The organism is Sphaerotilus mobilis (assembly GCF_004216565.1).
In the GTDB taxonomy this organism is placed as follows: Bacteria; Pseudomonadota; Gammaproteobacteria; order Burkholderiales; family Burkholderiaceae_C; genus Sphaerotilus; species Sphaerotilus mobilis.
Genome location: NZ_SGWV01000011.1, coordinates 122,947 through 145,762, shown reverse-complemented (window position 1 = coordinate 145,762; position 22,816 = coordinate 122,947). Strand labels below are relative to the sequence as shown.

General features: G+C 68.5%; 24 protein-coding genes. 11 read left to right on the top strand and 13 right to left on the bottom strand.

Going from position 1 to position 22,816, the window contains the following annotated elements:
• Positions 1–100: 100 nt before the first annotated feature.
• Positions 101–1,120, bottom strand: coding sequence for a M23 family metallopeptidase (locus EV685_RS15930; protein WP_130483037.1), 1,020 nt, complete (start codon positions 1,118–1,120; stop codon positions 101–103).
• Between the two features lie 18 nt (positions 1,121–1,138).
• Here EV685_RS15930 and EV685_RS15925 point away from each other — a divergent pair, with 18 nt between their 5' ends.
• Positions 1,139–1,468, top strand: a complete 330-nt coding sequence (locus EV685_RS15925) for a hypothetical protein (RefSeq protein WP_130483036.1) — start codon at positions 1,139–1,141, stop codon at positions 1,466–1,468.
• A 123-nt stretch (positions 1,469–1,591) separates the two neighbouring features.
• Here EV685_RS15925 and EV685_RS15920 read toward each other — a convergent pair whose 3' ends face one another.
• The 3 genes from EV685_RS15920 to purN form a co-directional block, all read right to left on the bottom strand.
• Entirely contained in the window at positions 1,592–2,815 is a 1,224-nt protein-coding gene (locus tag EV685_RS15920; RefSeq protein ID WP_130483035.1) for a DesA family fatty acid desaturase, read from the bottom strand.
• 208 nt (positions 2,816–3,023) lie between these two features.
• On the bottom strand, positions 3,024–4,280 hold the full coding sequence (locus EV685_RS15915) for an RsmB/NOP family class I SAM-dependent RNA methyltransferase (protein ID WP_130483034.1): 1,257 nt from the start codon (positions 4,278–4,280) through the stop codon (positions 3,024–3,026).
• Positions 4,277–4,933: a phosphoribosylglycinamide formyltransferase gene (purN, locus tag EV685_RS15910; protein ID WP_130483033.1), complete on the bottom strand. Its 657-nt coding sequence runs from the start codon at positions 4,931–4,933 to the stop codon at positions 4,277–4,279. Before purN ends, EV685_RS15915 begins: the two co-directional genes overlap by 4 nt.
• 172 nt (positions 4,934–5,105) lie before the next feature.
• Between purN and EV685_RS15905 the strand changes: the two genes are divergently transcribed.
• Complete coding sequence (locus tag EV685_RS15905; protein WP_130483374.1) at positions 5,106–6,455, top strand: tryptophan--tRNA ligase; 1,350 nt, start codon at positions 5,106–5,108, stop codon at positions 6,453–6,455.
• A gap of 37 nt (positions 6,456–6,492) precedes the next feature.
• Positions 6,493–6,954 carry a DUF3717 domain-containing protein gene (locus tag EV685_RS15900; protein WP_130483032.1) on the top strand — a complete coding sequence of 154 codons (462 nt, stop codon included), beginning with the start codon at positions 6,493–6,495 and terminating at the stop codon, positions 6,952–6,954.
• Positions 6,955–6,987: 33 nt separating this feature from the next.
• Here EV685_RS15900 and EV685_RS15895 read toward each other — a convergent pair whose 3' ends face one another.
• Both EV685_RS15895 and EV685_RS15890 read right to left on the bottom strand, forming a co-directional pair.
• Positions 6,988–7,371: a response regulator transcription factor gene (locus EV685_RS15895; RefSeq protein WP_130483031.1), complete on the bottom strand. Its 384-nt coding sequence runs from the start codon at positions 7,369–7,371 to the stop codon at positions 6,988–6,990.
• 145 nt (positions 7,372–7,516) lie between these two features.
• Entirely contained in the window at positions 7,517–8,164 is a 648-nt protein-coding gene (locus tag EV685_RS15890) for an excisionase family DNA-binding protein (protein WP_130483030.1), read from the bottom strand.
• Between the two features lie 251 nt (positions 8,165–8,415).
• Between EV685_RS15890 and greB the strand changes: the two genes are divergently transcribed.
• On the top strand, positions 8,416–8,994 hold the full coding sequence (gene greB, locus EV685_RS15885) for a transcription elongation factor GreB (RefSeq protein WP_130483029.1): 579 nt from the start codon (positions 8,416–8,418) through the stop codon (positions 8,992–8,994).
• Here the strand turns inward: greB and EV685_RS15880 are convergent.
• The 4 genes from EV685_RS15880 to EV685_RS15865 all read right to left on the bottom strand — a co-directional run bounded on the left by EV685_RS15880 (position 8,984) and on the right by EV685_RS15865 (position 13,294).
• Positions 8,984–11,320, bottom strand: a complete 2,337-nt coding sequence (locus tag EV685_RS15880; RefSeq protein WP_130483028.1) for a RelA/SpoT family protein — start codon at positions 11,318–11,320, stop codon at positions 8,984–8,986. The two genes, greB and EV685_RS15880, sit on opposite strands and share 11 nt — an antisense overlap.
• Positions 11,321–11,473: 153 nt before the next feature.
• The gene (gene rpoZ / locus EV685_RS15875) at positions 11,474–11,677 is read right to left on the bottom strand and encodes a DNA-directed RNA polymerase subunit omega (RefSeq protein WP_130483027.1); all 204 of its coding nucleotides are present in this window, start codon (positions 11,675–11,677) and stop codon (positions 11,474–11,476) included.
• A gap of 58 nt (positions 11,678–11,735) precedes the next feature.
• Positions 11,736–12,356: a guanylate kinase gene (gene gmk, locus EV685_RS15870; protein WP_130483373.1), complete on the bottom strand. Its 621-nt coding sequence runs from the start codon at positions 12,354–12,356 to the stop codon at positions 11,736–11,738.
• 14 nt (positions 12,357–12,370) lie between these two features.
• Positions 12,371–13,294 carry a YicC/YloC family endoribonuclease gene (locus EV685_RS15865; protein ID WP_130483026.1) on the bottom strand — a complete coding sequence of 308 codons (924 nt, stop codon included), beginning with the start codon at positions 13,292–13,294 and terminating at the stop codon, positions 12,371–12,373.
• A 28-nt stretch (positions 13,295–13,322) separates the two neighbouring features.
• Here EV685_RS15865 and EV685_RS15860 point away from each other — a divergent pair, with 28 nt between their 5' ends.
• From EV685_RS15860 to hemW, 5 genes are all read left to right on the top strand, one after another.
• A complete protein-coding gene (locus EV685_RS15860; RefSeq protein WP_130483025.1) occupies positions 13,323–14,291 on the top strand; it encodes a serine/threonine protein kinase in 969 nt (322 codons plus the stop codon).
• 55 nt (positions 14,292–14,346) lie between these two features.
• A complete protein-coding gene (locus EV685_RS15855) occupies positions 14,347–15,261 on the top strand; it encodes a PP2C family protein-serine/threonine phosphatase (protein ID WP_130483024.1) in 915 nt (304 codons plus the stop codon).
• Between the two features lie 61 nt (positions 15,262–15,322).
• Positions 15,323–16,048: a ribonuclease PH gene (rph, locus tag EV685_RS15850; protein ID WP_130483023.1), complete on the top strand. Its 726-nt coding sequence runs from the start codon at positions 15,323–15,325 to the stop codon at positions 16,046–16,048.
• Between the two features lie 5 nt (positions 16,049–16,053).
• A complete protein-coding gene (gene rdgB / locus EV685_RS15845) occupies positions 16,054–16,725 on the top strand; it encodes an RdgB/HAM1 family non-canonical purine NTP pyrophosphatase (RefSeq protein ID WP_130483372.1) in 672 nt (223 codons plus the stop codon).
• Between the two features lie 2 nt (positions 16,726–16,727).
• On the top strand, positions 16,728–18,017 hold the full coding sequence (gene hemW, locus EV685_RS15840; RefSeq protein ID WP_130483022.1) for a radical SAM family heme chaperone HemW: 1,290 nt from the start codon (positions 16,728–16,730) through the stop codon (positions 18,015–18,017).
• 24 nt (positions 18,018–18,041) lie between these two features.
• Here the strand turns inward: hemW and EV685_RS15835 are convergent, their stop codons facing one another.
• From EV685_RS15835 to EV685_RS15825, 3 genes are all read right to left on the bottom strand, one after another.
• Positions 18,042–19,160 carry a protein-glutamate methylesterase/protein-glutamine glutaminase gene (locus tag EV685_RS15835; protein ID WP_130483021.1) on the bottom strand — a complete coding sequence of 373 codons (1,119 nt, stop codon included), beginning with the start codon at positions 19,158–19,160 and terminating at the stop codon, positions 18,042–18,044.
• 45 nt (positions 19,161–19,205) lie between these two features.
• Positions 19,206–19,868: a chemoreceptor glutamine deamidase CheD gene (gene cheD, locus EV685_RS15830; RefSeq protein WP_207224848.1), complete on the bottom strand. Its 663-nt coding sequence runs from the start codon at positions 19,866–19,868 to the stop codon at positions 19,206–19,208.
• A 68-nt stretch (positions 19,869–19,936) separates the two neighbouring features.
• Positions 19,937–20,812: a CheR family methyltransferase gene (locus EV685_RS15825; protein WP_130483019.1), complete on the bottom strand. Its 876-nt coding sequence runs from the start codon at positions 20,810–20,812 to the stop codon at positions 19,937–19,939.
• A 282-nt stretch (positions 20,813–21,094) separates the two neighbouring features.
• Between EV685_RS15825 and EV685_RS15820 the strand changes: the two genes are divergently transcribed.
• Positions 21,095–21,973, top strand: a complete 879-nt coding sequence (locus EV685_RS15820) for a GGDEF domain-containing protein (protein WP_242615625.1) — start codon at positions 21,095–21,097, stop codon at positions 21,971–21,973.
• Positions 21,970–22,812: a MinD/ParA family protein gene (locus tag EV685_RS15815; RefSeq protein ID WP_130483018.1), complete on the top strand. Its 843-nt coding sequence runs from the start codon at positions 21,970–21,972 to the stop codon at positions 22,810–22,812. The genes EV685_RS15820 and EV685_RS15815 overlap by 4 nt, the downstream gene beginning before the upstream one ends.
• Positions 22,813–22,816 lie beyond the last annotated feature (4 nt).

Sequence of the window (22,816 nt, the reverse complement as noted above, 5' to 3'; positions counted from 1 at the left end):
TGCAGATCAGGCCGGAAGGCGTGCTTGCAAGAGCCTTCGCAGAGACCTTACCCCGTGCCGCCGACGGTGCGGGTCGACGCAGAAAAATCGCGTGAGTCTATCACCGGGCCCTGCGGGCTCCGGGCTCGACGCCAGCCCTGGCCTCTTGCCGATCGGCCTTCAGGGACAGGCTTTCGCCGCGGGCGAGAAAACGTGCCGGGTTCTGCGGCACGCCATTGAGCAACACCTCGAAGTGCAGGTGCGAACCGGTCGAGCGGCCGGTGCTGCCCATGTGCGCGATGACCTGTCCACGCCGCACCAGTTCACCCGGACGGACCAGCATGCGCGAGGTGTGGGCGTAGCGCGTGACCAGGCCGTTGCCATGGTCGACCTCGACCATCTGGCCGTAGGCACCTGCGCCTTCCGCGCTCAGCACCACGCCACCGGCGGCCGAACGGATTGGCGTGCCCGACGGCCCAGCGAAATCAAGCCCCGTGTGCAAGGCCGGTCGGCTGGTGAAGGGATCGATGCGGAAGCCGAAGCCCGATCCGACCGGCCCCAGCACCGGCGGCGCGCTTGGCACCATCAGCATTTCCAGACGGCGCTCCAGCAGGCGCGACTCGATCAGCGTGAAGACGTCGCCGCTGCGGGCGGCCTGATCGTCCAGCGTGTCGACCAGCTCATTGAGATGGGCCAGCGAAGGCGTTTCGCCCGATGCGGACATCGGGATGTAGGGACCACCGGCCGCCCCCTTGGGCACCGGCAGATGGCGGGTGTCGGCAGCTTCGGCGGCGCGGATCTCCTCGGGCTTGATGCCCGCCAGACCGGCGATGCGCTCGCCCATGGCTTCCAGGCGCACGACCTTGGCCTGCATCTCCCCGACCTTCTGCGCCATGGCGTCGAGGTTCTCGCGCAGGAAACGGTCTCGCTGCTCGGTGTCCTCGGGCACGACCAGCCCGGCGATGTCACCCAGGATGGGCCAGCCCGCACGAACCGCCTTGAGCACCACCAGGTGGTAGATCGCGCCCGACAGCAGCATCAGCGCCAACAGCAGGGCGACGATGGCGGTCACCAGAGTAGCGGGGCTCACGTGAAACGAGCGCGTGCGAGCCAGGCCGCCGTGGGTGATCAGAATGTCCATCGTCACTAAACTCCAGATGTGAAACACAACCCGCCCGCCGTTCCCGACGCACTGGTCATGGGCCAGGCGCTCGCGCGCTGCGAGCCCCTGTTGAACCTTCAGCGCCGCCTGGCCGAAGCCGATGCGCGCATGAAGGTCATCCGTCCCCTGCTCCCCTCCGGTATGTGGGTGTCCGTGTCGTCGGGCCCGTCCGAAGCCGACGGCTCGGGTTGGACCCTGCTGGCCGCCAATCCTGGTGTGGCGGCCAAGTTGCGGCAGTTGCTGCCGCGCTTCGAGGCGGCTTTGCAAGATCGAGGCCTGCAGGCTAGCCCAATCCGCATACGCGTTCAATCGACCCGCAGGGCTTGAACGAGGGGCCATCCCCTGCCCGCAGGGGCCTGCGCGAGGCCTCCGGACAGCTGCGATTCAGGCCTGTTTCACCGATCGTGACTTCGACCACGCGAGCCCCGATCCAGGTGTGAACAGGTGTAGTCAGGCTTTCGCGGCCCGCAAGGTGCGCGCGACGTCCTGCAGGGCGGCGATGCCGCTTTCTTCGGCTCGGCGACACCAGGCTTGCAGCTCGCCGACGAGCTGGTCGGCCGAGACGTTGGTGCGGGTCCAGAGTGCGCGCAGTTCCTCTCGCATGGCCACCAGCTTGGCCAGTGCGGCACTTTCGCGACAGGCCAGCGCGACGTCGCCCGCCAGCTCGGCCGGGATCTTGTCGGCGTCGCGATGCAGCCAGCGAGAGGCCAGTCGCATGCGTTTCCAGGCCTCGGTGCCCTGCTTGCCCTGGGCACGCAGGCGGTCCAGCTCTTCGGCGACCACGCTGCGCAGGCCCCCGGCGTAGCGCGCCATGACCTCGTAGCGGTTGGCGATCAGCGCTTCAAGCGTCTGGTTGTCGGCCACCGGCTTGACGGTGCCGAGCTTGAGTTGCGGCGGCGTTTTGCGGACCTTGGCCAGACCGACCAGCTCCATCGCGCGGATGTAGCCCCAGGCGATGTCGAACTCGTAAGGCTTGACCGACAGCTTGGCCGACGTGGGGTAGGTGTGGTGGTTGTTGTGCAGCTCTTCGCCGCCGATCAGGATGCCCCACGGCGACACATTGGTTGACGCGTCGACCGCCTCGAAATTTCGGTAGCCCCACCAGTGGCCGATGCCGTTGATGATGCCGGCGGCGGTGATCGGGATCCACAACATCTGGACCGCCCAGACCGTCGCGCCGATGGCGCCGAACAGCAGCAGGTCGATCACCAGCATCAGACTGACGCCCAGCGCGCTGTGACGGGTGTAGATGTGGCGCTCGATCCAGTCGTCCGGCGTGTTGTGGCCGTACTTGCGCACCGTGTCGAGGTTCTTGGCTTCGCTGCGGTACAGCTCCGAGCCGGTCAGCAGCACGGTGCGGATGCCGCGGGTGACCGGGCTGTGCGGGTCGTCGACCGTCTCGCACTTGGCGTGGTGCTTGCGGTGGATGGCGACCCATTCCTTGGTGACCATGCCAGTGGTCATCCAGAGCCAGAAACGGAAAAAGTGCGAAGGAATCGCGTGCAGGTCGAGCGACCGGTGCGCCTGGCTGCGGTGCAAGAAGATCGTGACGGCGGCGATCGTGATGTGGGTGGCGATCAGCGTGAACGCCAGGATCTGCCAACCACTGGCGTCCAGCAGGCCATCGGAAAAGAGGTCGAGCAAGGCGCTCGGCAACAGGGAAACATCAAACATCGGGATCCTTCAGGGTCGCCAGCGGCAAGGACGCTGGCCCGGCGACAGGCGGGCCCGGGCATGACGCTCGGGCAGCGGGAGATTGTATGAGTCGCCCCTCGCTTGGCCGTTCCCGGGCCATCCCCATTCAAGGGATACCCCGAAGCCAACACGACGCCTTTGCCTCGCCTGACTGCGCCAGATCAAGCCAGCGCGCGGCGATGAACCTTCAGCGTCGCTGCCAGACCGCCGCGAAGAAACCATCGGTGCCGTGCCGGTAGGGCCACAGGCGCAGGTTGCCGGCGTCGACCAGCTCGGCCGCGTTGGCCACGCCCTGGCGGGCCAGCACCTCGGTCACGTCGACCTGGACGAAGTCCGGGTGCGCGGCGCTGAAGGCGTCGGCGATCTCCTCGTTCTCGGCCCGCAGCAGGCTGCAGGTGGCATAGACCAGCCGGCCGCCAGACTTCACCAGCCGCGACGCGCTGGCCAGGATCGCGCCCTGCTTGACGGTCATCTCGGCGATGGCCTCGGGGCCTTGGCGCCACTTCAGGTCGGGGTTGCGGCGCAGCGTGCCGAGACCCGAACACGGCGCGTCGACCAGCACCCGGTCGATCTTGCCGGCCAGACGCTTGACGCGCTCATCACGCTCATGGGCGATGCCAGCCGGGTAGACGTTGGACAGACCACTGCGCGCCAGGCGCGGCTTGAGCGCGGCCAGCCGGTGGGCCGAGACGTCGAAGGCATAGAGCCGGCCGGTGTTGCGCATCATGGCGCCGAGCGCCAGCGTCTTGCCGCCGGCGCCGGCGCAGAAGTCGACCACCATCTCGCCACGCTTGGACTCGGTCAGCAGGGCGAGCAGCTGGCTGCCCTCGTCCTGCACCTCCATGTCGCCGCGCAGGAAGGCATTGCTGCGGTTCAGCGGCGGCTTGCCCAGCGCGCGCAGGCCCCAGGGCGACCAGGGCGTCGGCGTGGTGTGGATGTTTTCTTCGGCCAGCGCAGCCTGGGCGAGTTCGCGCTTGGACTTCAGCAGGTTGACGCGCAGGTCCAGACCGGCGGGCTGGCGCAGGCTCTCGACCAGCGGCCAGAAGCCGTCGCCCACCTGGGCCTTGAGCGGCTCGGCCAGCCACTCCGGCAGGTTGTGGCGCAGGTTGTCGGGCTGCTTGTCCAGGCTCAGCAGGCGCGCCGTCGTCAGCCACTTGAGCTCCTCGGGCGTCGCAGCCGCGCGCAAGAAGGCCTCGGTGCCCTGCCAGGCCAGCAGGCTCAGGCGGCGTTCGAGCGAGCCCTTGCCCGACTTGGCCAGGTACTGCAGGCGGATCTTGTCGCGCAGCACCGCATAGACCGTCTCGGCCAGCGCATGGCGTTCACGCATGCCGAGCGACTTCTCGCGCCGGAAGAAGGACGAGACGACCGAGTCGGCCGGCTGGCTGAAGCGCAGCACCTCGTGCAGCAGTTCGTCGCAGAGGGCAAACAGGGCTTTGGGATTCATGTCGTGTCCTTGCTGCCAGCCGCATCGGCCAGCAGGTGTTGAGCGGCGGCGCCGGTGTGGCGCACGCGCAGGCCGTCGAGCGCCAGTTCGTCGAACACGAACCAGCGCACCGCCATCGGGTAGAGCCGGTGCTCCTGGGCGAGCACGCGGCGGGCCAGGGTCGGCGCGTCATCGCTGTCGAGCACCGGCACGACCGCCTGGGCGACGATCGGTCCGTGGTCGAGTTCGGCAGTGACGAAGTGGACCGTCGCGCCGGCCACGCGACAGCCCGCGTTGATCGCGCGCTGGTGCGTGTGCAGGCCGGAGAAGGCCGGCAGCAGCGACGGGTGGATGTTGATCATGCGGCCCTCGTAGCGCGCCACGAAGGCCGGCGTGAGGATGCGCATGAAGCCCGCCAGCACGACCAGGTCGGGCTGCTGGCGGTCGATCTCGGCGGACAAGGCGGCGTCGAAGGCCGCCCGGTCGGCATGGACGCGGTGATCCAGGCCGACCGCCTCGATGCCTTGCGCACGGGCCCAGTCCAGACCGTCCGCGTCGGGCTTGTTGCTCAGCACCGCGACGATCCGGGCCGGCCAGCCTTCAGCCTGGCAGGCGTGGTGGATCGCCTGCAGGTTGGAGCCGGTGCCGGAAATCAGGACGACGATGCGTTTCATGAGGGGGGCGAGTGTAGCGAGGGCCACCCCGGCGACTGGCTGCCACAGGTCGGCTGCCTACAATCTGCCCTCTTCGCGACAGGCCCGATCAGCACGGGCCTCGTGGCCCGCACGCAGCGTCCGCCGCCGCCCCGACACCCTCCCTGGAAACGACCCCGCCACCATGGCCCATCTGTCCACCCGCGTCCTCACCGGCATCACCACCACCGGCACCCCGCACCTGGGCAACTACGTCGGCGCGATCCGGCCGGCCATCGCCGCCAGCCGCGAAACCGGCGTCGAGAGCTTCTTTTTCCTGGCCGACTATCACGCGTTGATCAAGTGCGACGACCCGGCCCGCATCGAGCGCTCGCGCCTGGAGATCGCCGCCGCCTGGCTGGCCGCCGGGCTGGACGTCGAACGTGTCACCTTCTATCGCCAGAGCGACGTGCCCGAAATCCCCGAGCTGACCTGGCTGCTCACCTGCGTCACCGCCAAGGGCCAGATGAACCGGGCGCACGCCTACAAGGCCGCGGCCGACGCCAATGTCGCGGCCGGCGAGGATGTGGACGCCGGCATCACGATGGGCCTGTACAGCTACCCCATCCTGATGGCCGCCGACATCCTGATGTTCAACGCCCACCGCGTGCCGGTCGGCCGCGACCAGATCCAGCACATCGAGATGGCGCGCGACGTCGCGCAGCGCTTCAACCACCTGTTCGGCGCCGGCCGCGAGCTGTTCGTGCTGCCGCAGGCCGAGGTCGAGGAAGACGTCGCCACCTTGCCGGGCCTGGACGGCCGCAAGATGTCCAAGAGCTACGACAACACCATCCCGCTGTTCGACGGCGGCGCCAAGGCGCTGCGCGAGGCAGTCGCCCGCATCGTCACCGACTCGCGTCTGCCCGGCGAGCCCAAGGAGCCAGAAGGCACGGCGCTGGTGACGATCTTCGACGCCTTCGCCGATGCCACCGAGCGGGCCGCCTTCCGCACCGCGCTGGTCAACGGCCTGGGCTGGGGCGAGGCCAAGCAGCGCCTGGTCGAGCAGATCGAACGCAGCGTCGCACCGATGCGCGAGCGCTATGAGGCGCTGATCGCCCACCCCGATCGCATCGAAGCCACCTTGCAGGCCGGCGCCGCCAAGGCCCGCGCGATCGCTCGACCGCTGCTCGATGAACTGCGCCATGCCGTCGGCCTGCGCCGCATGCAGGCCCATCCGGTCGCCGCCGTCGAGGTCAAGGCCGGTGCCAAGACGAGCGCCGCGCTGGCCCAGTTCAAGCAGTACCGCGAAGCCGATGGCCGTTTCCACTTCAAGCTCGTCGGCGCCGATGGTCAGGTGCTGATCCAGAGTGCCGGCCTGGCCGAAGGCCGCGAGGCCGGCCGCTGGGTCCAGCAGCTCAAGGCCGGTGACGCCACCGCGCTGGACGCCGCGCCGATCGAACGCGGCGCCGCTTCGGGCTATGACCGCGCCGCCGCGCTGGCAGCGATCCAAGCCATCGCCGAACAGGCTGCGGCACAGGCCGCTGAAGCCTCCAGCAAGGGCTGACCAGCCACTCGACACCATCCAAACGACACCATCGACCGTGCCCGCGCTGCACCTGATCGACCTCGAAGCCGCCATCAACTGGTGGCGTGAACGCCGGCCGACGCCCGACGGCGAACCGCTGTGCGCCGAGCTGACCGCGCTGGCCGAGGTCTATGCATTGATGGTCTACCACCGCGAGCGGCTCTGCGACGAGGCCACCCTGCCCGCCGCCGCCCGCGAGGCCTGGCTGGCCTGGTACGCCACCACGCCGGACGCTCCTTGCATCGCGATCTGCTCGACCACACAAGGTGACGCGGTGTGCAAGGGCTGCGGCCGGACCTGGGCCGAGGTGCGGCACTGGCCGGAGATGAGCCCCGCCGCCAAGCGCGAGGTCTGGCACCGCATCACCGCAGAAGGAACGGCTTGGCGCTTCAACCGCTATGCCGAGCGTGCGCGGGGCAGCAGCGGTTTCGGATCGGGCAACAACAAGGCCGCCCCGGACGAACCGGCGGCGGCCTGAATCGGACGCGGCGTCCAGCGCCGCTGGCTGAGCTCAGTCGGACGGAATCTGGGCGACCATGGCCTCAACCCGGTCGATCAGCTCCAGCGGGCTGAAGGGCTTGACGAGGTAGGCGTCGGCGCCGGACTGTTCGCCCGCGCTGACATCGCTGCTCTGGCCGCGGGCGGTCAGCATGACCACCAGCGTCGAGCGCATGTCGGGATCGGCCTTGATGGACCGGCAGACCTGGAAGCCGTCCAGACGGCCCGGCATCATGACGTCGAGCAGCATCAGGTGCGGACGCACCGTGCGGGCCTGCTCAAGGCCGGTCTCGCCGTCGGCGGCTTCATGCAGCTCGAAGTCGCTGAATTCCAGCGTCATGCGGATCAGCTTGCGGATGTCCGCCTGGTCTTCAACGATGAGGATGCGGTGGGTCATGGCGAGTCTGACCTGTTCGGGTAGGGGCGCGGCGCATCGACACGCGGGTGTCACGCGGGGTGACGCTTGGGATATGCCTGGAGGCACTGTAACGGCAGCCGGCTTGCCGGTCATCCGCCGCGAGCAATGCCCGACCAAGGTCCACTCAGGCCTGCAGGTCCCGGTGGGGCGACCGACCCAGGCGAGCCAGCTCGCTCTCGGCCCAGGTGCGCACGGCCATGCCCGGCACCGGCTGGTGCATCACGCGAACCCGGTCAGGCAGGCCGCCGCGCTCGGCGATCTGCTGCGGCGTCTGGGCCGTGATGGCGAGCACGCGCAGGCTGGCGTAGTCGTGCAGGCCGGCCAGCGTCAGCAGCATCGCGTAGCCGTCGATGTCGGGCATCGACAGGTCGGTGATCAGCAGGTCTGGCGTTTTTCGTCCGAGCTGAAGTAACCCGGTGTAACCATTGTTAGCCCCGCGCAGCGTGATGCTGCCGTAGAGCGGCTGCAGCGCCTCCTGCCAGACCTGCAGTTGGTCGACGCTGGCGGCCACCAGCAGGACGTCCAGCGGCGTCATCGCCGGCTGCAACATCTGCGTGGTCTGGACGGCGGCGCGCAGGCCGCTGCGCTGTGCCAGGGCCTCGACGGCCGACAGGCGGATGCGGCGGTGGCCGCCGGGCGTACGCCCGGCTGGCAGGGTTCCGGCTTCGACCCAGAGCTGGACAGTGCGCAGGGACACGCCCAGGCGCATGGCCGCCTCACGGGTCGTCAGCAAGGGGTCGAGGGGGTCGGGCGCAAAATGCGGACGGGACATGGCGGGGGTCCTCAAAGAGGTGGCGGGCAAGCTCAGGACGTTCAAGATCGCGTGACTCCGGTGCTTGATCAGAAGTGCGGGTTCTTGTGTCTTCGGCCGCCTGGTCCCGGAACTGAAGTGCCGAGTTTACAAAATGTGACATTCGCCACAACCTGAGCACGAAATCTGCAGTTCAGCGCCCGGTTACCGCCTCTCCTCCAACGGTGCCGGCCTGCTGCAGGCTGACCGCTGACTGCTGACGGAACAACCCGATGAGCAAGGCCTTCACGAAAGAGAACGACGATGCCGACGATGAGGAGCAGGCCGGTGGTCTGCCGCCGTTGCCAGCGGGGACACGCAACTACCTGACACCGCAGGGATATCGACGCCTGCGCGATGAACTGTTGGGCCTGATCGATGTCGAGCGACCGCGGGTCGTCGAGGTCGTGTCATGGGCGGCGAAGAACGGCGATCGCTCGGAGAACGGCGACTACCTCTACGGGAAAAAGCGGCTGCGCGAGATCGACCGCCGCATCCGCTTCCTGACCAAGCGGCTGGACATCGCCGAGGTGGTCGACCCGTCGGCCCACCACGGCAGCGACCAGGTCTACTTCGGCGCGACCGTGACCTACGCCGCCGCAGATGGCAGCGAACGCACGATCACGATCAAGGGCGTCGACGAAGCCGACAACCTGGCCGGCGACGTCAGCTGGGTCTCGCCCATCGCCCGCGCGCTGATCAAGTCACGCGAGGGCGACGAGGTCACGTTGATGACCCCGGGCGGCCTGACGAAGCTGGACGTGTTGGAGGTGCGCTACCCCGCACCGGGCGAGGAGCCGCTCAGCCCTTGATGCGGGCGACCCGCTCGACCGCCGGCGCGCGCCGCACGACGCGCAGCACGTCGGCCAGGTGCTGGCGATCGCGCACCGCGAGCAGCAGGCGCAGTTCGGAAGTCTCGCCCGACTGGGCCGGGTCCATCTCGATGTGGGCGATGTCGGCCTCGGCCCGGCTGACCGCCTGCGCCACTTCGGCCAGCACGCCCTTGCCGTTGTTGACCAGCACGGCCACCGCGCTCTGGAACAGGCGTTTGGGCTGCTCGGACCACTCGACCGCGAGCCAGCGCTCCGGGTCGCGCTCGAACAGCTTGCGGCCCACGGCGCAGTCGGCCGTGTGCACCGTCAGGCCCTCCCCGCGGCCCAGGTAGCCGACGATGTCGTCGCCAGGGATCGGGTGACAGCAGGCGCCCAGCTGCACCGTGGCGTTCTCGCTGCCGTCGATCACGACGGTGCCCTGCGAGGGCGCGTCGCTGTCGCTCGAATAGCGACCCAGGCTGAGCGTGACGGCATCGGGCCGGCGACCGGCCTCGGCCATCTGGCTGGCCAGCCGCTTGGCGACGATGGTGGCGATCTTGCGGCCCAGACCGATGTCGACCAGCAGCTCGCGGCGGTGCCGGTTGCCGCTCCAGCGCACCAGCGACTGCCACAGCGCGCCATCGGCCTCGGCCGCGTCGTCGCCATGGGCGGGCATCTGCAGGCCTTCGGCGCGCAGCGCCTGGGCCAGCAGCTTGTGGCCGAGCTCGTAGGACTCGTCCGCCTCCATGTTCTTCAGGAAATGCCGGATCTTCGAGCGCGCCTTGCCGGTGCGCACGAAGTTCAGCCAGGCCGGGTTGGGCCGCGCCGATGCGGCGGTGACGATCTCGACCACGTCGCCCGACCGCAGCTCGGTGCGCAAGGCCACCGCCTCACCGTTGACCTTGGCCGCGACGCAGTGGTCGCCCACCCGGGAATGGATCGCGTAGGCGAAGTCGATCGCGGTCGCGCCACGCGGCAGCGCCAGGATCTTGCTCTTGGGCGTGAAGATGTAGACCGACTCGGGGAAGAGGTCGATCTTGACGTGTTCGAGGAACTCGGCCGAGTCGCGCGTCTCGCTCTGGATGTCGATCAGCGACTGCAGCCACATCGTGCCGAGGTTCTCCGCCTCGGGCATGTCGGTGCCCGACTTGACCTTGTAGATCCAGTGCGCCGCGACGCCGGCCTCGGCCACGGCGTGCATGGTTTCGGTGCGGATCTGGAACTCGACCGCCGTACCGACCGGGCTGACCACCGTCGTGTGCAGGCTCTTGTAGCCGTTCGCCTTGGGGATGGCGATGTAGTCCTTGAAGCGACCTGGCACCGGCTTGTAGAGCTGGTGCAGCACACCCAGCGCAAGGTAGCACTCGGGCAGGGTCGCCACGACGATGCGGAAGCCGAAGATGTCGCTGACCTGGGCGAAGCTCAGGTGCTTCTCCTGCATCTTCGAGTAGATCGAGTGGATCGTCTTCTCGCGCCCATAGACCTGCGCCGGCACGGTCGCCTGCGCCATCGCGTCCTCGACCTCCTGGCGCACCCGGTCGACCACATCGCGTCGGTTGCCGCGGGCCTTGCCCACCGCCTTGGACAGCACGCCGTGACGCCACGGCCGCAGGTACTGGAAGGACAGTTCCTGCAACTCGCGGTAGGTCTGGTTCAGACCCAGACGATGGGCGATGGGGGCGTAGATCTCAAGGGTCTCGCGGGCGATGCGGCCACGCTTGGACGAGGCCATGGAGTCCATCGTCCGCATGTTGTGCAAGCGGTCGGCGAGCTTGATGAGGATGACGCGCAGGTCACGCGCCATCGCCAGCAGCATCTTGCGGAAGGACTCGGCCTGCGACTCCTCGCGGGTCGAGAACTGCAGCTTGTCGAGCTTGGTCAGACCATCGACCAATTCGGCGGTCTGGGCGCCGAAGCGCTCGACCAGCTCGGTCTTGGTGATGCCACAGTCCTCCATCGCATCGTGCATGAGCGCGGCCATGATGGCCTGCGCATCGAGACGCCAGTCGGCACACAGGCCGGCCACCGCGATGGGGTGCGTGATGTAGGGCTCGCCGCTGGCGCGAAACTGGCCAAGGTGGGCTTCGTCGGCAAAGCGGTAGGCCTCGCGAACGCGCTTGAGGTCGGCAGCGTCGAGGTAGTCGAGCTTCTCGGTCAGGGTCGCAAACGACGAGGCACTGACCCCATGCGCGCCGGGCGTCGGCCCGCGCACAGGAGCGGCCAAGGCGGTGTCGCCGCCGTCGTCGGGCGCAAGCCGCGCCGCCCCACGTCCGACCCAGGGGGTGAAGAACACACGTCGCAGGACATCGGCAGCACGAGACACCATGCTGTCACTCTACCCTGCTTGTCCGGAAACTGGCAGGCAGTCGGGCTTGCCTGCACCGCCTGGGTGCGTGTGCATGCGGCGCATCGGCGACGCCGCCAACGAAAAATCCGGCGCGAGGCCGGATCTTTCAGGGGATCGGAGGGAAGGAGCCGATCAGCCAGGCACCTTGCGCAGCATCTCGAGGCCGACTTCACCGGCGGCGATCTCGCGCAGCGCGGTCACGCCGGGCTTGTTCTTGGTCTCGACCTTGGGCGCATGACCCTGGCTCAGCATGCGGGCGCGGTAGGTCGCGGCAAGCACCAGCTGGAAGCGGTTCGGGATCTTGTTCAGGCAGTCTTCGACGGTGATGCGGGCCATGTGTTTCCATCCAGCGGCATGAGGAGCCAGCCCGGGTAGGCTGCCTCCTGTGGCGGCGTCAGTTCAGTTGAAGGGCGTCAAACACAGCCGACCGGCTGCGACGCTGAGCCGCCCATTTTAGCCGCTGTGCGTGGACGATCGCCTTGAGGTCGAAGAGGGCGGTCTCGAACAGGGCATTGACCACCACGTAGTCGAAGTGCCGCGCCTGCGCGACCTCGTGACGGGCGTTGACCATGCGCTGCTCGATCACCTCGCCGGCATCCTCGCCGCGACGCAGCAGGCGCTGGCGCAGTTCGTCCCAAGACGGCGGCAGGATGAAGATGAGCACCGCCGTCGGGAAGATCTGCTTGATCTGCAGCGCGCCCTGGTAGTCGATCTCCAGCACAACGTCCTCGCCCTGGCTCAGCCGGGCCTCCATCGCTGCCCGCGAGGTGCCATAGAGGTTGCCGTGCACCTCGGCCCACTCGAAGAAGTCGCCGCGATCGATCATGGCGCGGAACTCGTCCTGGCCGATGAACCAGTACTCGCGCCCGTGTCGCTCCTGGCCACGCGGTGCGCGGGTGGTGTGGGAGACCGACACCATCAGCCGCGAGTCCAGCTCCAGCAGCGCCTTGACCAGGCTGGACTTGCCGGCACCTGAGGGAGCGGCGACGACGTAGAGGTTGCCGGGGTAGTCCATTTCCATGTTCACGCTCACTCCACGTTCTGCACCTGCTCGCGCAGTTGCTCGATCGCGACCTTCATCTCCACCGAGATCTGGGTCAGCTCCAGCGCCGCCGACTTTGAGCCCAGTGTGTTGGCCTCGCGGTGCAGTTCCTGGATCAGGAAGTCGAGCCGCTTACCGACCTCGCCACCTGCCTTGAGCAGGCGTTCGATCTCATCGAGATGAGCGCCCAGGCGCGAGAGCTCCTCGGCGACGTCGATGCGAAGCGCGTAGGCGGTGGCTTCGGCCAGCGCCCGCTCGGCCAGCGTCTGGGTCGGCAAGTTGGCGGCCGTGCCGGCGGCTTGCAAGGCTTCGTTCCAGCGGTCGATGAAGCGCTGCTGCTGTCGCGCCACGACCTGCGGCACCAGCGGCACGGCCTGGGTCGCCAGACGGCGCAATGTGTCGATGCGCTCGGCCATGATCTTGACCAGCCGCTCGCCTTCACGGGCACGGGCCTCGCGCAAGAGTTCGATGCAGGTCTGGGCCGCCGCCAGTACCTCGGCGTCGTCGGGCGCCGCATCGACTTGGCCACGACACCAGTGCAGGACCTCTTGCACCGACAGCGCAGCGGCCTGCGGCAACTGGTCACGAACGAAGCGGTCGACCTGGGCCAGTTGCTCGAGTTGCTCGCGCCTGGGCATCGGCGCGATGCCTTCGGACTGACGCTCGCTGCTCAAGCGCAACTCGATCTTGCCGCGCTTGAAGGCGGCCCCGACACGTTCGCGCAACTGAGGTTCAAGGCCGCGCCATTCGTCGGGCAGACGCAGCGCCAGATCGAGGAAGCGGCTGTTCACCGAACGCAGCTCCACCCCGATGGATACGGACGTTCCGGCCGTCTGCCCCCCCGACTGTGGCGCCTGTGCCGACAGGCCGGCTGCAACGCTTGCAAAGCCGGTCATGCTGTAAACTGCCATGGCGGATACCGCTAACCAAAACACGATTATGTCAAAGCTAAAACCTGCCCCGTTGCCCGCTGGCACAGTGGTAGGCGGCTATCAAATCGTTCGCAAACTGGCGGCAGGGGGTTTCGGCGTGGTTTACCTCGCGGAAGACGCCGAGCGACGATTGGTGGCCCTCAAGGAATACCTGCCTTCGTCGCTGGCCGAACGGGCCGTCGGCGAGCTGATCCCGATCGTCAAGGCCGAGAAGCAACCGCTCTACCGGCTCGGCCTCAAGAGTTTTTTCGAGGAAGGCCGCTCACTCGCCCAGATTTCGCACCCGAGCGTCGTCTCAGTGCTGAATTTTTTCCGCGAGAACGAGACCGTCTACATGGTGATGAACTACCTGCAGGGCGACACGCTGCAGGACTTCATCGTCACCGCGCGAGACCTCAAGCGCGACAAGGTGTTCCGCGAGAGCACGATCCGATCGCTGTTCGACGAGATCCTGCGTGGCTTGCGCATCGTGCATCAGCACAAGATGCTGCACCTGGACATCAAGCCAGCCAACATCTTCATCACCAACGACAACAAGGCGGTGATGCTCGATTTCGGCGCGGCCCGCGAGGTGCTGTCCAAGGAAGGCAACTTCATCCGCCCGATGTACACGCCCGGCTTCGCTGCGCCGGAGATGTACCGGCGCGACGGCACGCTGGGCCCCTGGACGGACATCTACGCGATCGGTGCCTGCATCTACGCCTGCATGCAGGGCTATCCGCCCAACGACGCGCCGCAGCGCATCGAGAAGGACCGCCTCAGCCTGTCCCTGTCGCGGCTGCGCAATGTCTACTCGGACAACCTCATCGAGGTGACCGAGTGGTGCATGTCGCTGGACCCGCTGGCGCGGCCGCAGAGCGTGTTCGCGCTGCAGAAGGAACTGGCGCGCGAGACCGAGCGGCGCTACACCAAGCTGAGCTTCAGCGAGCGCCTGAAGCTCCAGCTCGAGAACATCAAGAGCGGCGCCAAGGCCTGACCCGCCCGTCCGTCACGGCCTTCCACTTCCTTCAGCGCCCCGCTGCCCTCTCCCCATGCGTTTCTCGGTTTACCAGATCAGCCGCCGCGGCGGCCGCGAGAAGAACGAAGACCGCATGGGCTATTGCTACACCCGCGAGTCGGGCCTGTTCGCCCTGGCTGACGGCATGGGGGGGCATCCCGAGGGCGAGGTCGCCTCGCAGCTGTCGCTGCAGACGCTGGCGGTGATGTTCCAGCGCGATGCCAAGCCGACCCTGAAGGACCCGCGCCGCTTCCTGACCGAAGGCATCCTGGCTGGCCACCACCAGCTGATCCGCTATGCGACCGAGCGTGCGCTGCTGGACACCCCGCGCACGACCATCGTCGCGGCCATCCTGCAGGGCCGCGAGGCCTATTGGGCCCACTGCGGCGATTCGCGGCTCTACCTGGTGCGCGGCGGCAAGCTGCAGGCCCGCACCCGTGACCATTCCTACTCCGAATTGCAGGAGACGCTGGCCGGCGTCGTGCCGATCGGCGAGCGGGTCAACCGCAACGTGCTGTTCACCTGCCTGGGCAGCCCGGGCAAGCCGGTGATCGACCTGATCGGCCCGCTGACGCTGCAGCCGGGCGACAAGATCCTGCTGTGCTCGGACGGCCTGTGGGGCGCCATCGACGACGACACCATCACCGACCACCTGACCCGCAGCCCGATCACCGATGCCGTGCCCGACCTGGTCGAGCTGGCGTTGCGGGTGGCCGGCGAGAAGAGCGACAACGTCACCGTGATCGCGGTCGAGTGGGAGTCGGCCGAAGACGAAGAAACGCCCTCTGGCATCGAGACCGACGACCTCGGCAGCGACGTCTTTGCGTCGACCATCCAGGCCAGCGTCGGACCTGGCAACCCGGACGATCTGCTGGACGAGGCCGAGATCGAGCGCTCGATCCGCGAGATCAACGAAGCCATCAAGCGCAGCGCCCAGAAACGCGGTTGACCGCAGCGGCGCGCTGTTCCCTTCAGCGGCCGCTGGGCTGCTCACTCCCGAGAATCACGACATGACCTCCACCCGTCCGAACGGCCGCGCGGCCGACGCGCTACGCCCGGTGCGCATCACCCGTGGCTACACGAAACACGCCGAGGGCTCGGTGCTGATCGAGTTCGGCGACACCCGCGTGCTGTGCACCGCCAGCGTCGAGGAGCGGGTGCCGCCGCACAAGAAGGGCAGCGGCGAAGGCTGGGTCACAGCCGAATACGGCATGTTGCCGCGCGCCACCCACACCCGCAGCCAGCGCGAGGCGGCCAAGGGCAAGCAGACCGGCCGCACGCAGGAGATCCAGCGCCTGATCGGTCGCTCGCTGCGCGCGGTGTTCGACCTCGCCGCCCTGGGCGAACGCACGATCACGCTGGACTGCGACGTGCTGCAGGCCGACGGCGGCACGCGCACGGCAGCCATCACCGGCGCCTTCGTTGCGGCGCACGATGCGGTCGAGAGCCTGCTGGCCGCCGGCAAGCTGAGCGCCAGCCCCATCCGCGAACACGTCGCGGCGATCTCGGTGGGCCTGCTGGACGGCGTCGCGCTGCTGGACCTGGAATACGTCGAGGACTCGGCCTGCGACACCGACATGAACGTCGTGATGACCGGGGCCGGCGGCTTCGTCGAGCTGCAGGGCACCGCCGAAGGGGCGCCCTTCACCCGCGAGCAGATGGACACGCTGGTCGAGCTGGCGCGCCAAGGCATCGTCGACCTGGTGCAGGCGCAGAAGCGCGCGCTGGGGCTCTGATGAGGCTGAAGGTCGTGCTGGCGTCCAACAACGCCAAGAAGCTCAAGGAACTGGGCGCGCTGCTGGCGCCGGCCGGCGTCGAACTGGTGACGCAGGGCTCGCTGGGCATCGCCGAGGCCGAAGAGCCGCACCACACCTTCCTGGAAAACGCCCTGGCCAAGGCCCGTCACGCGGCCGCCGCCAGCGGCCTGCCGGCGTTGGCCGACGACTCGGGGCTGTGCGTGGACGCGCTGGGCGGCGCGCCCGGCGTCTATTCGGCGCACTACGCAGAACTGGCGGCCGACCTGGCGAACGTCGTCGCCGTCGACGATCGCGAAGCCCTGCGCGCCCGTCAGGACGCCGCCAACAACGCCAAGCTGCTGACCGCGCTGGCGGACCGCCACGAGCCCGCCGCGCGCAGCGCCCGTTTTGTCTGCACGCTGGTCGCGGTCCGCAGCGCCGACGACCCGGAGCCGCTGGTCGCCTTCGGCCGCTGGCCCGGCCAGATCCTGACCGGTGCGCGCGGCGCGGGGGGCTTTGGCTACGACCCGCTGATGTGGATCCCGGCGCTCGGTGCCAGTGCGGCCGAACTCGACAGCGCCGTCAAGAACGCCCACAGCCACCGCGCGCTGGCCGCCGCCGAGATGCTGCGTCAGCTCGATGCGGCCTGGTCCCACCTGCTGCATCCACGGGGCTGACCATGGCCGATCCCGACCGCCCGCGCGCGGCCTTGCCGCCGCTGGTTGCCGCGCCGCAGGACATCACCGGGTCCACCGGGTCCACCGGTCCGGCCGCCCTGAATGCCGCCGTCGCCGACCACTTCCTGCGCGCGGGCACGCTCAACTTGACGGCGCAGCCGCCCCTGGCGCTCTATGTGCACCTGCCCTGGTGCCTGCAGAAGTGCCCCTACTGCGACTTCAACTCGCATGAGCTGGCCGCTGGCGCCGGCCTGCCCGAACAGCGCTACCTCGACGCGCTGGTGGCCGACCTGGAGGCCGCGCTGCCACTGGTCTGGGGCCGGCCGGTCGTCTCGGTCTTCATTGGCGGGGGCACGCCCAGTCTGTTCTCGCCCGACGCCGTGGGCCGACTGGTCAGCGACATCCGCGCCCGCCTGCCGCTGATCCCGGATGCCGAGATCACGCTGGAGGCCAACCCCGGCACCTTCGAGCGCGAACGCTTCCGCGCCTACCGGGCCGCCGGCGTGACCCGGCTGTCGATCGGCGTGCAGAGCTTCAATGACCGCCACCTGCAGGCGCTGGGCCGGGTCCATGACCGGGCCCAGGCGCTGGCGGCGGCCGAAGAAGCCGCTGCTTCCTTCGAGACCTTCAACCTCGACCTGATGTATGCCCTGCCCGGTCAGACGCTGGCCGAGCAGGCCGAGGACCTGGCGACCGCGCTGGCGTTGCAGCCGCCGCACCTGTCGGTCTATCACCTGACGATCGAGCCGAACACGCGCTTCGCGATCGCGCCTCCGAGCGTGCCCGACGACGACCTGGCCGCCGAGATGCTCGACCAGATCGCCGCGATGACCGGCGCAGCCGGGCTGCAGCGCTACGAGGTCTCGGCCTATGCGAAGGCCGGTCACCGCTGCGCCCACAACCTGAACTACTGGTCCTTCGGCGACTACCTGGGCATCGGCGCGGGCGCGCACGGCAAGCTGAGCTTCCCGCACCGGGTGCTGCGACAGGTGAAATGGCGCGAGCCCGCCCGCTACATGGACGAGGCGCTGCGCGGCACGGCGACGTCCAACGAGCACGAGGTCGCACGCGCCGACCTGCCCTTCGAGTTCATGCTCAACGTGCTGCGCCTGCGCGACGGCTTCCCACTGTCGCTGCTGGCCGAACGCACGGGCTTGCCGATGTCGGCGATCGAAGCCGGCCTGGCCAAGGCCGAGCAGCACGGCCTGATCACGCGGGACTGGTCAAGCGTCACGCCGACCGCCCGCGGCTTCGACTTCCTGAGCGATCTGCAGGAGATGTTCCTGGCCTGATCGCGGTGGCCCGCCGCCTGGGCCTCAGACCCGCGACAGCGCCACGCCCGAGGTCGAGCGCAGGTGCTCGATCAGGTGGGTGCCGATGCGCTTGAGCGGCAGCACCTCGTGGCAGGCGCCGGCCGCGATGGCCTCGCGCGGCATGCCGAAGACGACGCAGCTGGCCTCGTCCTGGGCGACGTTGTAGGCGCCGGCATCGCGCATGACCTTCATCGCGCGGGCGCCGTCCGCCCCCATGCCGGTCAACATGACGCCGATGGCGTTGCGCCCAGCCACACGGGCGGCCGACAGGAACAGCACCTCGACGCTGGGCCGGTGGCGGTTGACCGGCTCCTCGCTGGTGACGCGGGCGATGTAGTTCGCGCCCGAACGCTCGATGGACAGGTGAAAGCCGCCCGGCGCGAGGTAGGCGTGGCCGGGCAAGACCCGTTCGCCGTCGACCGCTTCCTTGACCGCGATGCGGCACAGGCTGTCCAGCCGGGCCGCATAGCTCTTGGTGAAGCCCGGCGGCATGTGCTGGGTGATCAGCACCGCCGGCGCGTCGGCCGGCATGGCCATCAGCACCTCGCGGGTGGCCTCGGTGCCGCCGGTGGAGGCGCCGATGAAGATCAGTTTTTCGGTCGACAAGCGCCCCAGCGCGCTCACCGGGGCAGGTGGCGTCGCAAAGCCTTCGCTGGCGTTTGTCGCGTTGCCATCGGGGTTCGGCAAGGCGCTGGGCGGCGCGCTGAGGTGGCGCGCCACACGGGCCTTGGCGGCGATGCGGATCTTGTCGGTGATCTCCTGGGCCAGCTGGCGTATGCCGTCACTGATGCCGATCTTGGGCTTGGCGACGAAGTCGACCGCACCGAGTTCCAGCGCCCGCAGCGTGACCTCGGCGCCGCGCTCGGTCAGGGTCGAGACCATCACCACCGGCATGGGCCGCAGTCGCATCAGCTTGGAGAGGAAGTCCAGGCCGTCCATGCGGGGCATCTCGATGTCCAGCGTGATCACGTCCGGATCCAGGTTGCGGATCATCTCGCGCGCCGCATAGGGGTCGGCAGCGGCACCGACACAGCTCATGTCGGGCTGGCGGTTGATGATCTCCGTCAGGATGCTGCGGACCAGGGCCGAATCGTCGACCACCACCACGCGCGTCTTGGGCATGGCCACTCCTTTGTCGTTCGTTGTTCGAGGGGTCGTCGGGCCGGTTCAGAACAGGTCCACGCTGCCGCCCACCGTGGTCGCCGAGCGGGCCTTCTGGGCCGCGTCGCGTTCGGTCGCCACGACGGCGTCGACGCTGGTCGGCGCCAGCCGCTTGACCATCGCCTTGCCGCTGGCCGGAAAGAAGCAGACCTTGCGCGGGTAGATGTCGAGGACGTCCTTGGAGACCACCGGGATGCGCTCGGTGGCCAGATAGTCGAGCACGAAGGCGGTGTTGCGCTCGCCAACGTTGAGGCTGGTCATGCCGCTCATCACCGCGCCGCCACCGAACACCTTGGCCTCCAGCGTGCCGCGCGTGGCACCGCGCTTGAGCAGTTCGTTGATCAGCAGTTCCATCGCATAGGAGCCGTAGCGCCCGCCGTCGGTCGCGCCCTGGCCGGCATCGGGCAGCATGAAGTGGTTCATGCCACCGACCCGCGCGTTGCGGTCCCACAGGCAGGCGGCGATGCACGAGCCGAGCGTGGTCAGGATCAGCAGGTCCTCGTCGTGCACGAAGTATTCGCCCGGCAAGACCTTGACCGCGTCAGCCTTGAAGAAGGCGTCGTAGAAGAAGAACGACGCCTCGCCTGGCTTGCGAGACTGGTGGCGCAGCTGCTCGATGCGGCTGCTGCGGGGCGGCGAGGGGCGAGCCGGGGCGGAAAAGTTGCTCATCGAAGGCCCTGCGACAAAAGGAGGATGGGGTGTGGCGAACGAGGCGCCGGCGAGTGAAGCCATGGTGCTCAGGCCCTCTGATAGACCGTCTTGCCGCGCAGCTGGAACAGGTCGCGCGAGTCGGTGAAGTTCTCGGAATGGCCGACAAACAGGTGGCCGCGTGGCTTCATCACCGCATGCATGCGTTCAAGCACGCGGCGCTGGGTCGGGGCGTCGAAATAGATCATCACGTTGCGGCAGAACACGATGTCGTAGGGCTCGCCCAGCGCCCAGTTCGGGCTCATCAGGTTGAAGGGGCGGAAGTCGATCAGCTTGTTCAACTCGGGTCGCACGCGGATGTAGCCGGCGTTGTTGCCGGTGCCGCGCATGAAGTGGCGCTTGAGGCGCTCCGGACTCAGGCCACGTGCGTCGTGGGCGTAGACGCCACGCTGCGCCGTCGTCAGCACCTGGGTGTCGATGTCGCTGGCCATGATGCTGACCGCCGGGTTGTTGCCCAGCGCCTCCAGCACGCACATCGCGATCGAATAGGGCTCCTCGCCGGTCGAGGCCGCACTGCACCAGATGCGGATCGGCGTGCGCCCGCCCGGGCCAGCCAGGTTGCGCAGCACCTCGGTCAGCACCGGGAAATGGTGTTCCTCGCGGAAGAAGGACGTCAGGTTGGTGGTCAGGCAGTTGACGAACTGCTGCCATTCGCGGTCACCGCTGTCGCCCGCCGCAGCTTCGAGCCATTGCAGGTAGGACGAGAAGCTGCGGTGGCCGGTCTCGCGCAAGCGGCGCGACAGGCGGCTGTAGACCATCGCCTGCTTGTGCTCGTGCAGGCTGATGCCGGCGCGCTGGTGGATCAGTTCGCGCACGCGCTGGAAATCCCGGCTGTCAAAGGTGAACTCACGCGCCTGGGCGTCGAGCGACAGGTCCGGAGCGGCGGTCAGATCGGAGATGGACATGGACGGCGGGCGGGCTGGCAGGCGTGGAGGAAGGCAGACGGCATACGGCAGGCGACAAACGGCAGACGGGCAGCGGCAGCTGGCGCCATGGCCGCATCGCCACGCAACCAGTGTGTCGGCCGTGACCGGCGCACCACGGCCGGAGTTGAGGCGTGAAACGTGCCCATTTCCAGTTCGGGTGCGAAATGGGCCTGTCGTAGACTGAACCCAAGCAATGCAGGTGCGAGGCAGGACCCCAACAGCCGCCCGCCACGCATCACCCGCCCTCCAGCCGACGTCCACGTGAACGCCAAGAACACGTCCCCCGGATACCTCGACAGCCGAGGCCCCGCCTTCGAAGGCGGCGGCGGCGACAGCGTCGTCGGCGCCTTCGACTACCCGACCGGCTACGGCGACTTCGACGCCCACACCAGCCCGCTGTCCACGCCGCCGATCGCGGTGGCGAGCGGCACGCTGCAGCTCGACCTCGCGCTGCGCCTGCTCGAACGCAGCGGTCATCGCTTCCCAGTCGACGCGAAGGTGGGTTCGCCAACCTGGATGCAGAGCCTGGTCGACGGGCTGTGCAACCTCTCCAGCCGCGACCCGCTGACCGGCCTGCCCAACCGGCGCGAGTTCGAGTCCGCGCTGGAGCAGCAGGTCGACCGCGTCGCCCGTTCCGGCGAGCCTGCCGTGCTGCTGCTGTTCGACATCGACCACTTCAAGCGCATCAACGACACCTGGGGCCATGCCGTGGGCGACCTGGTGATCCAGGCCATCGCGCATGGCCTGCAGGACAGCGTGCGGCCGATGGACAGCGTGGCCCGGCTCGGCGGCGAGGAATTCGGCGCCGTGCTGCCCAACTGCCCGCCGGCCTTCGGCCACATGGTCGCCGAGCGGGTGCGCCGCAACATCGAGGCCATGGCCATCCCGATCGGCCAGGGCCGTCACGTGCAGGTCACCGTCAGCGTGGGAGGTGCCTACGCACCGCAATGGGTGCGCTCGTCGCGCACGATCTGGCTCGAACGGGCCGACCAGCAGCTCTACCGGGCCAAGGACGAGGGCCGCAACCGGACCTGTCTGGAAACCCCCATGCAGACCGATGTGAGCGCAGCCGAACGCGGCATGTTGCTGGGCGCGTCGCCGTCAACCTACCCGCCCGAATCCGAGACTTCCGCGCCATGACCGCCCCGATCCCGACCTCGACACCCTCGCCGCTGGCCGCCGCAGCCGCCTCCGCCAACGCCGCCAGCCGCACGCAGGCGCGCATCACCGCCGTCACCAGCGGCAAGGGCGGCGTCGGCAAGACGATGGTCTCGGCCAACCTGGCCGCCGCCCTGGCACGCCGTGGCGAACGGGTGCTCGTCATCGACGCCGACCTGGGCCTGGCCAACCTGGACGTGGTGCTCAACCTGCAACCGCGCGCGACGCTGCACGATGTCTTCACCGGCAAGGTCGCGCTCGAAGCCGCGCTGGTCGAGGCGCCCGGCGGCTTCCATGTGCTGCTGGCCGGCTCCGGCCTGGTCGAATATTCACACCTGACGCCGGAGGTGCGCGAGCAGCTGGTGGCTGTGCTGGCCAAGGTCAGGCCGCGCTACGACCGGGTCCTGCTCGACACCGGCGCGGGCATCTCGGACGTGGTGCTGTTCGCGGTCTCGCTGGCCGACGAGGTGCTGGTCATCGCCACCCCCGAGCCGACCGCGATGGCCGATGCCTACGCCACGATCAAGGTGCTGGCGATCCAGCAGGGGCGCGAGGCGATCCAGCTGGTCGTCAACCAGACCCAGCGCCTGGGCGAAGGCCGCAACGTCGCCCAGCAGCTGCAGAGCGTGATCGACCGCTTCGTGCAGCGGCCCGAGGGCCATGCGGTGCGGCTGAACTACGTCGGCGAGATCCCGTCGGACAACTCGGTGCGCCAGTCGGTCCAGCGCCGCCAGCTGATGGTCATGAACTACCCGGGTTGCCCGGCGGCGCTCGCGATCGCCCAGCTTGCGGGCAAACTGCCGGCCCTCGCGACGCGCTGAACCT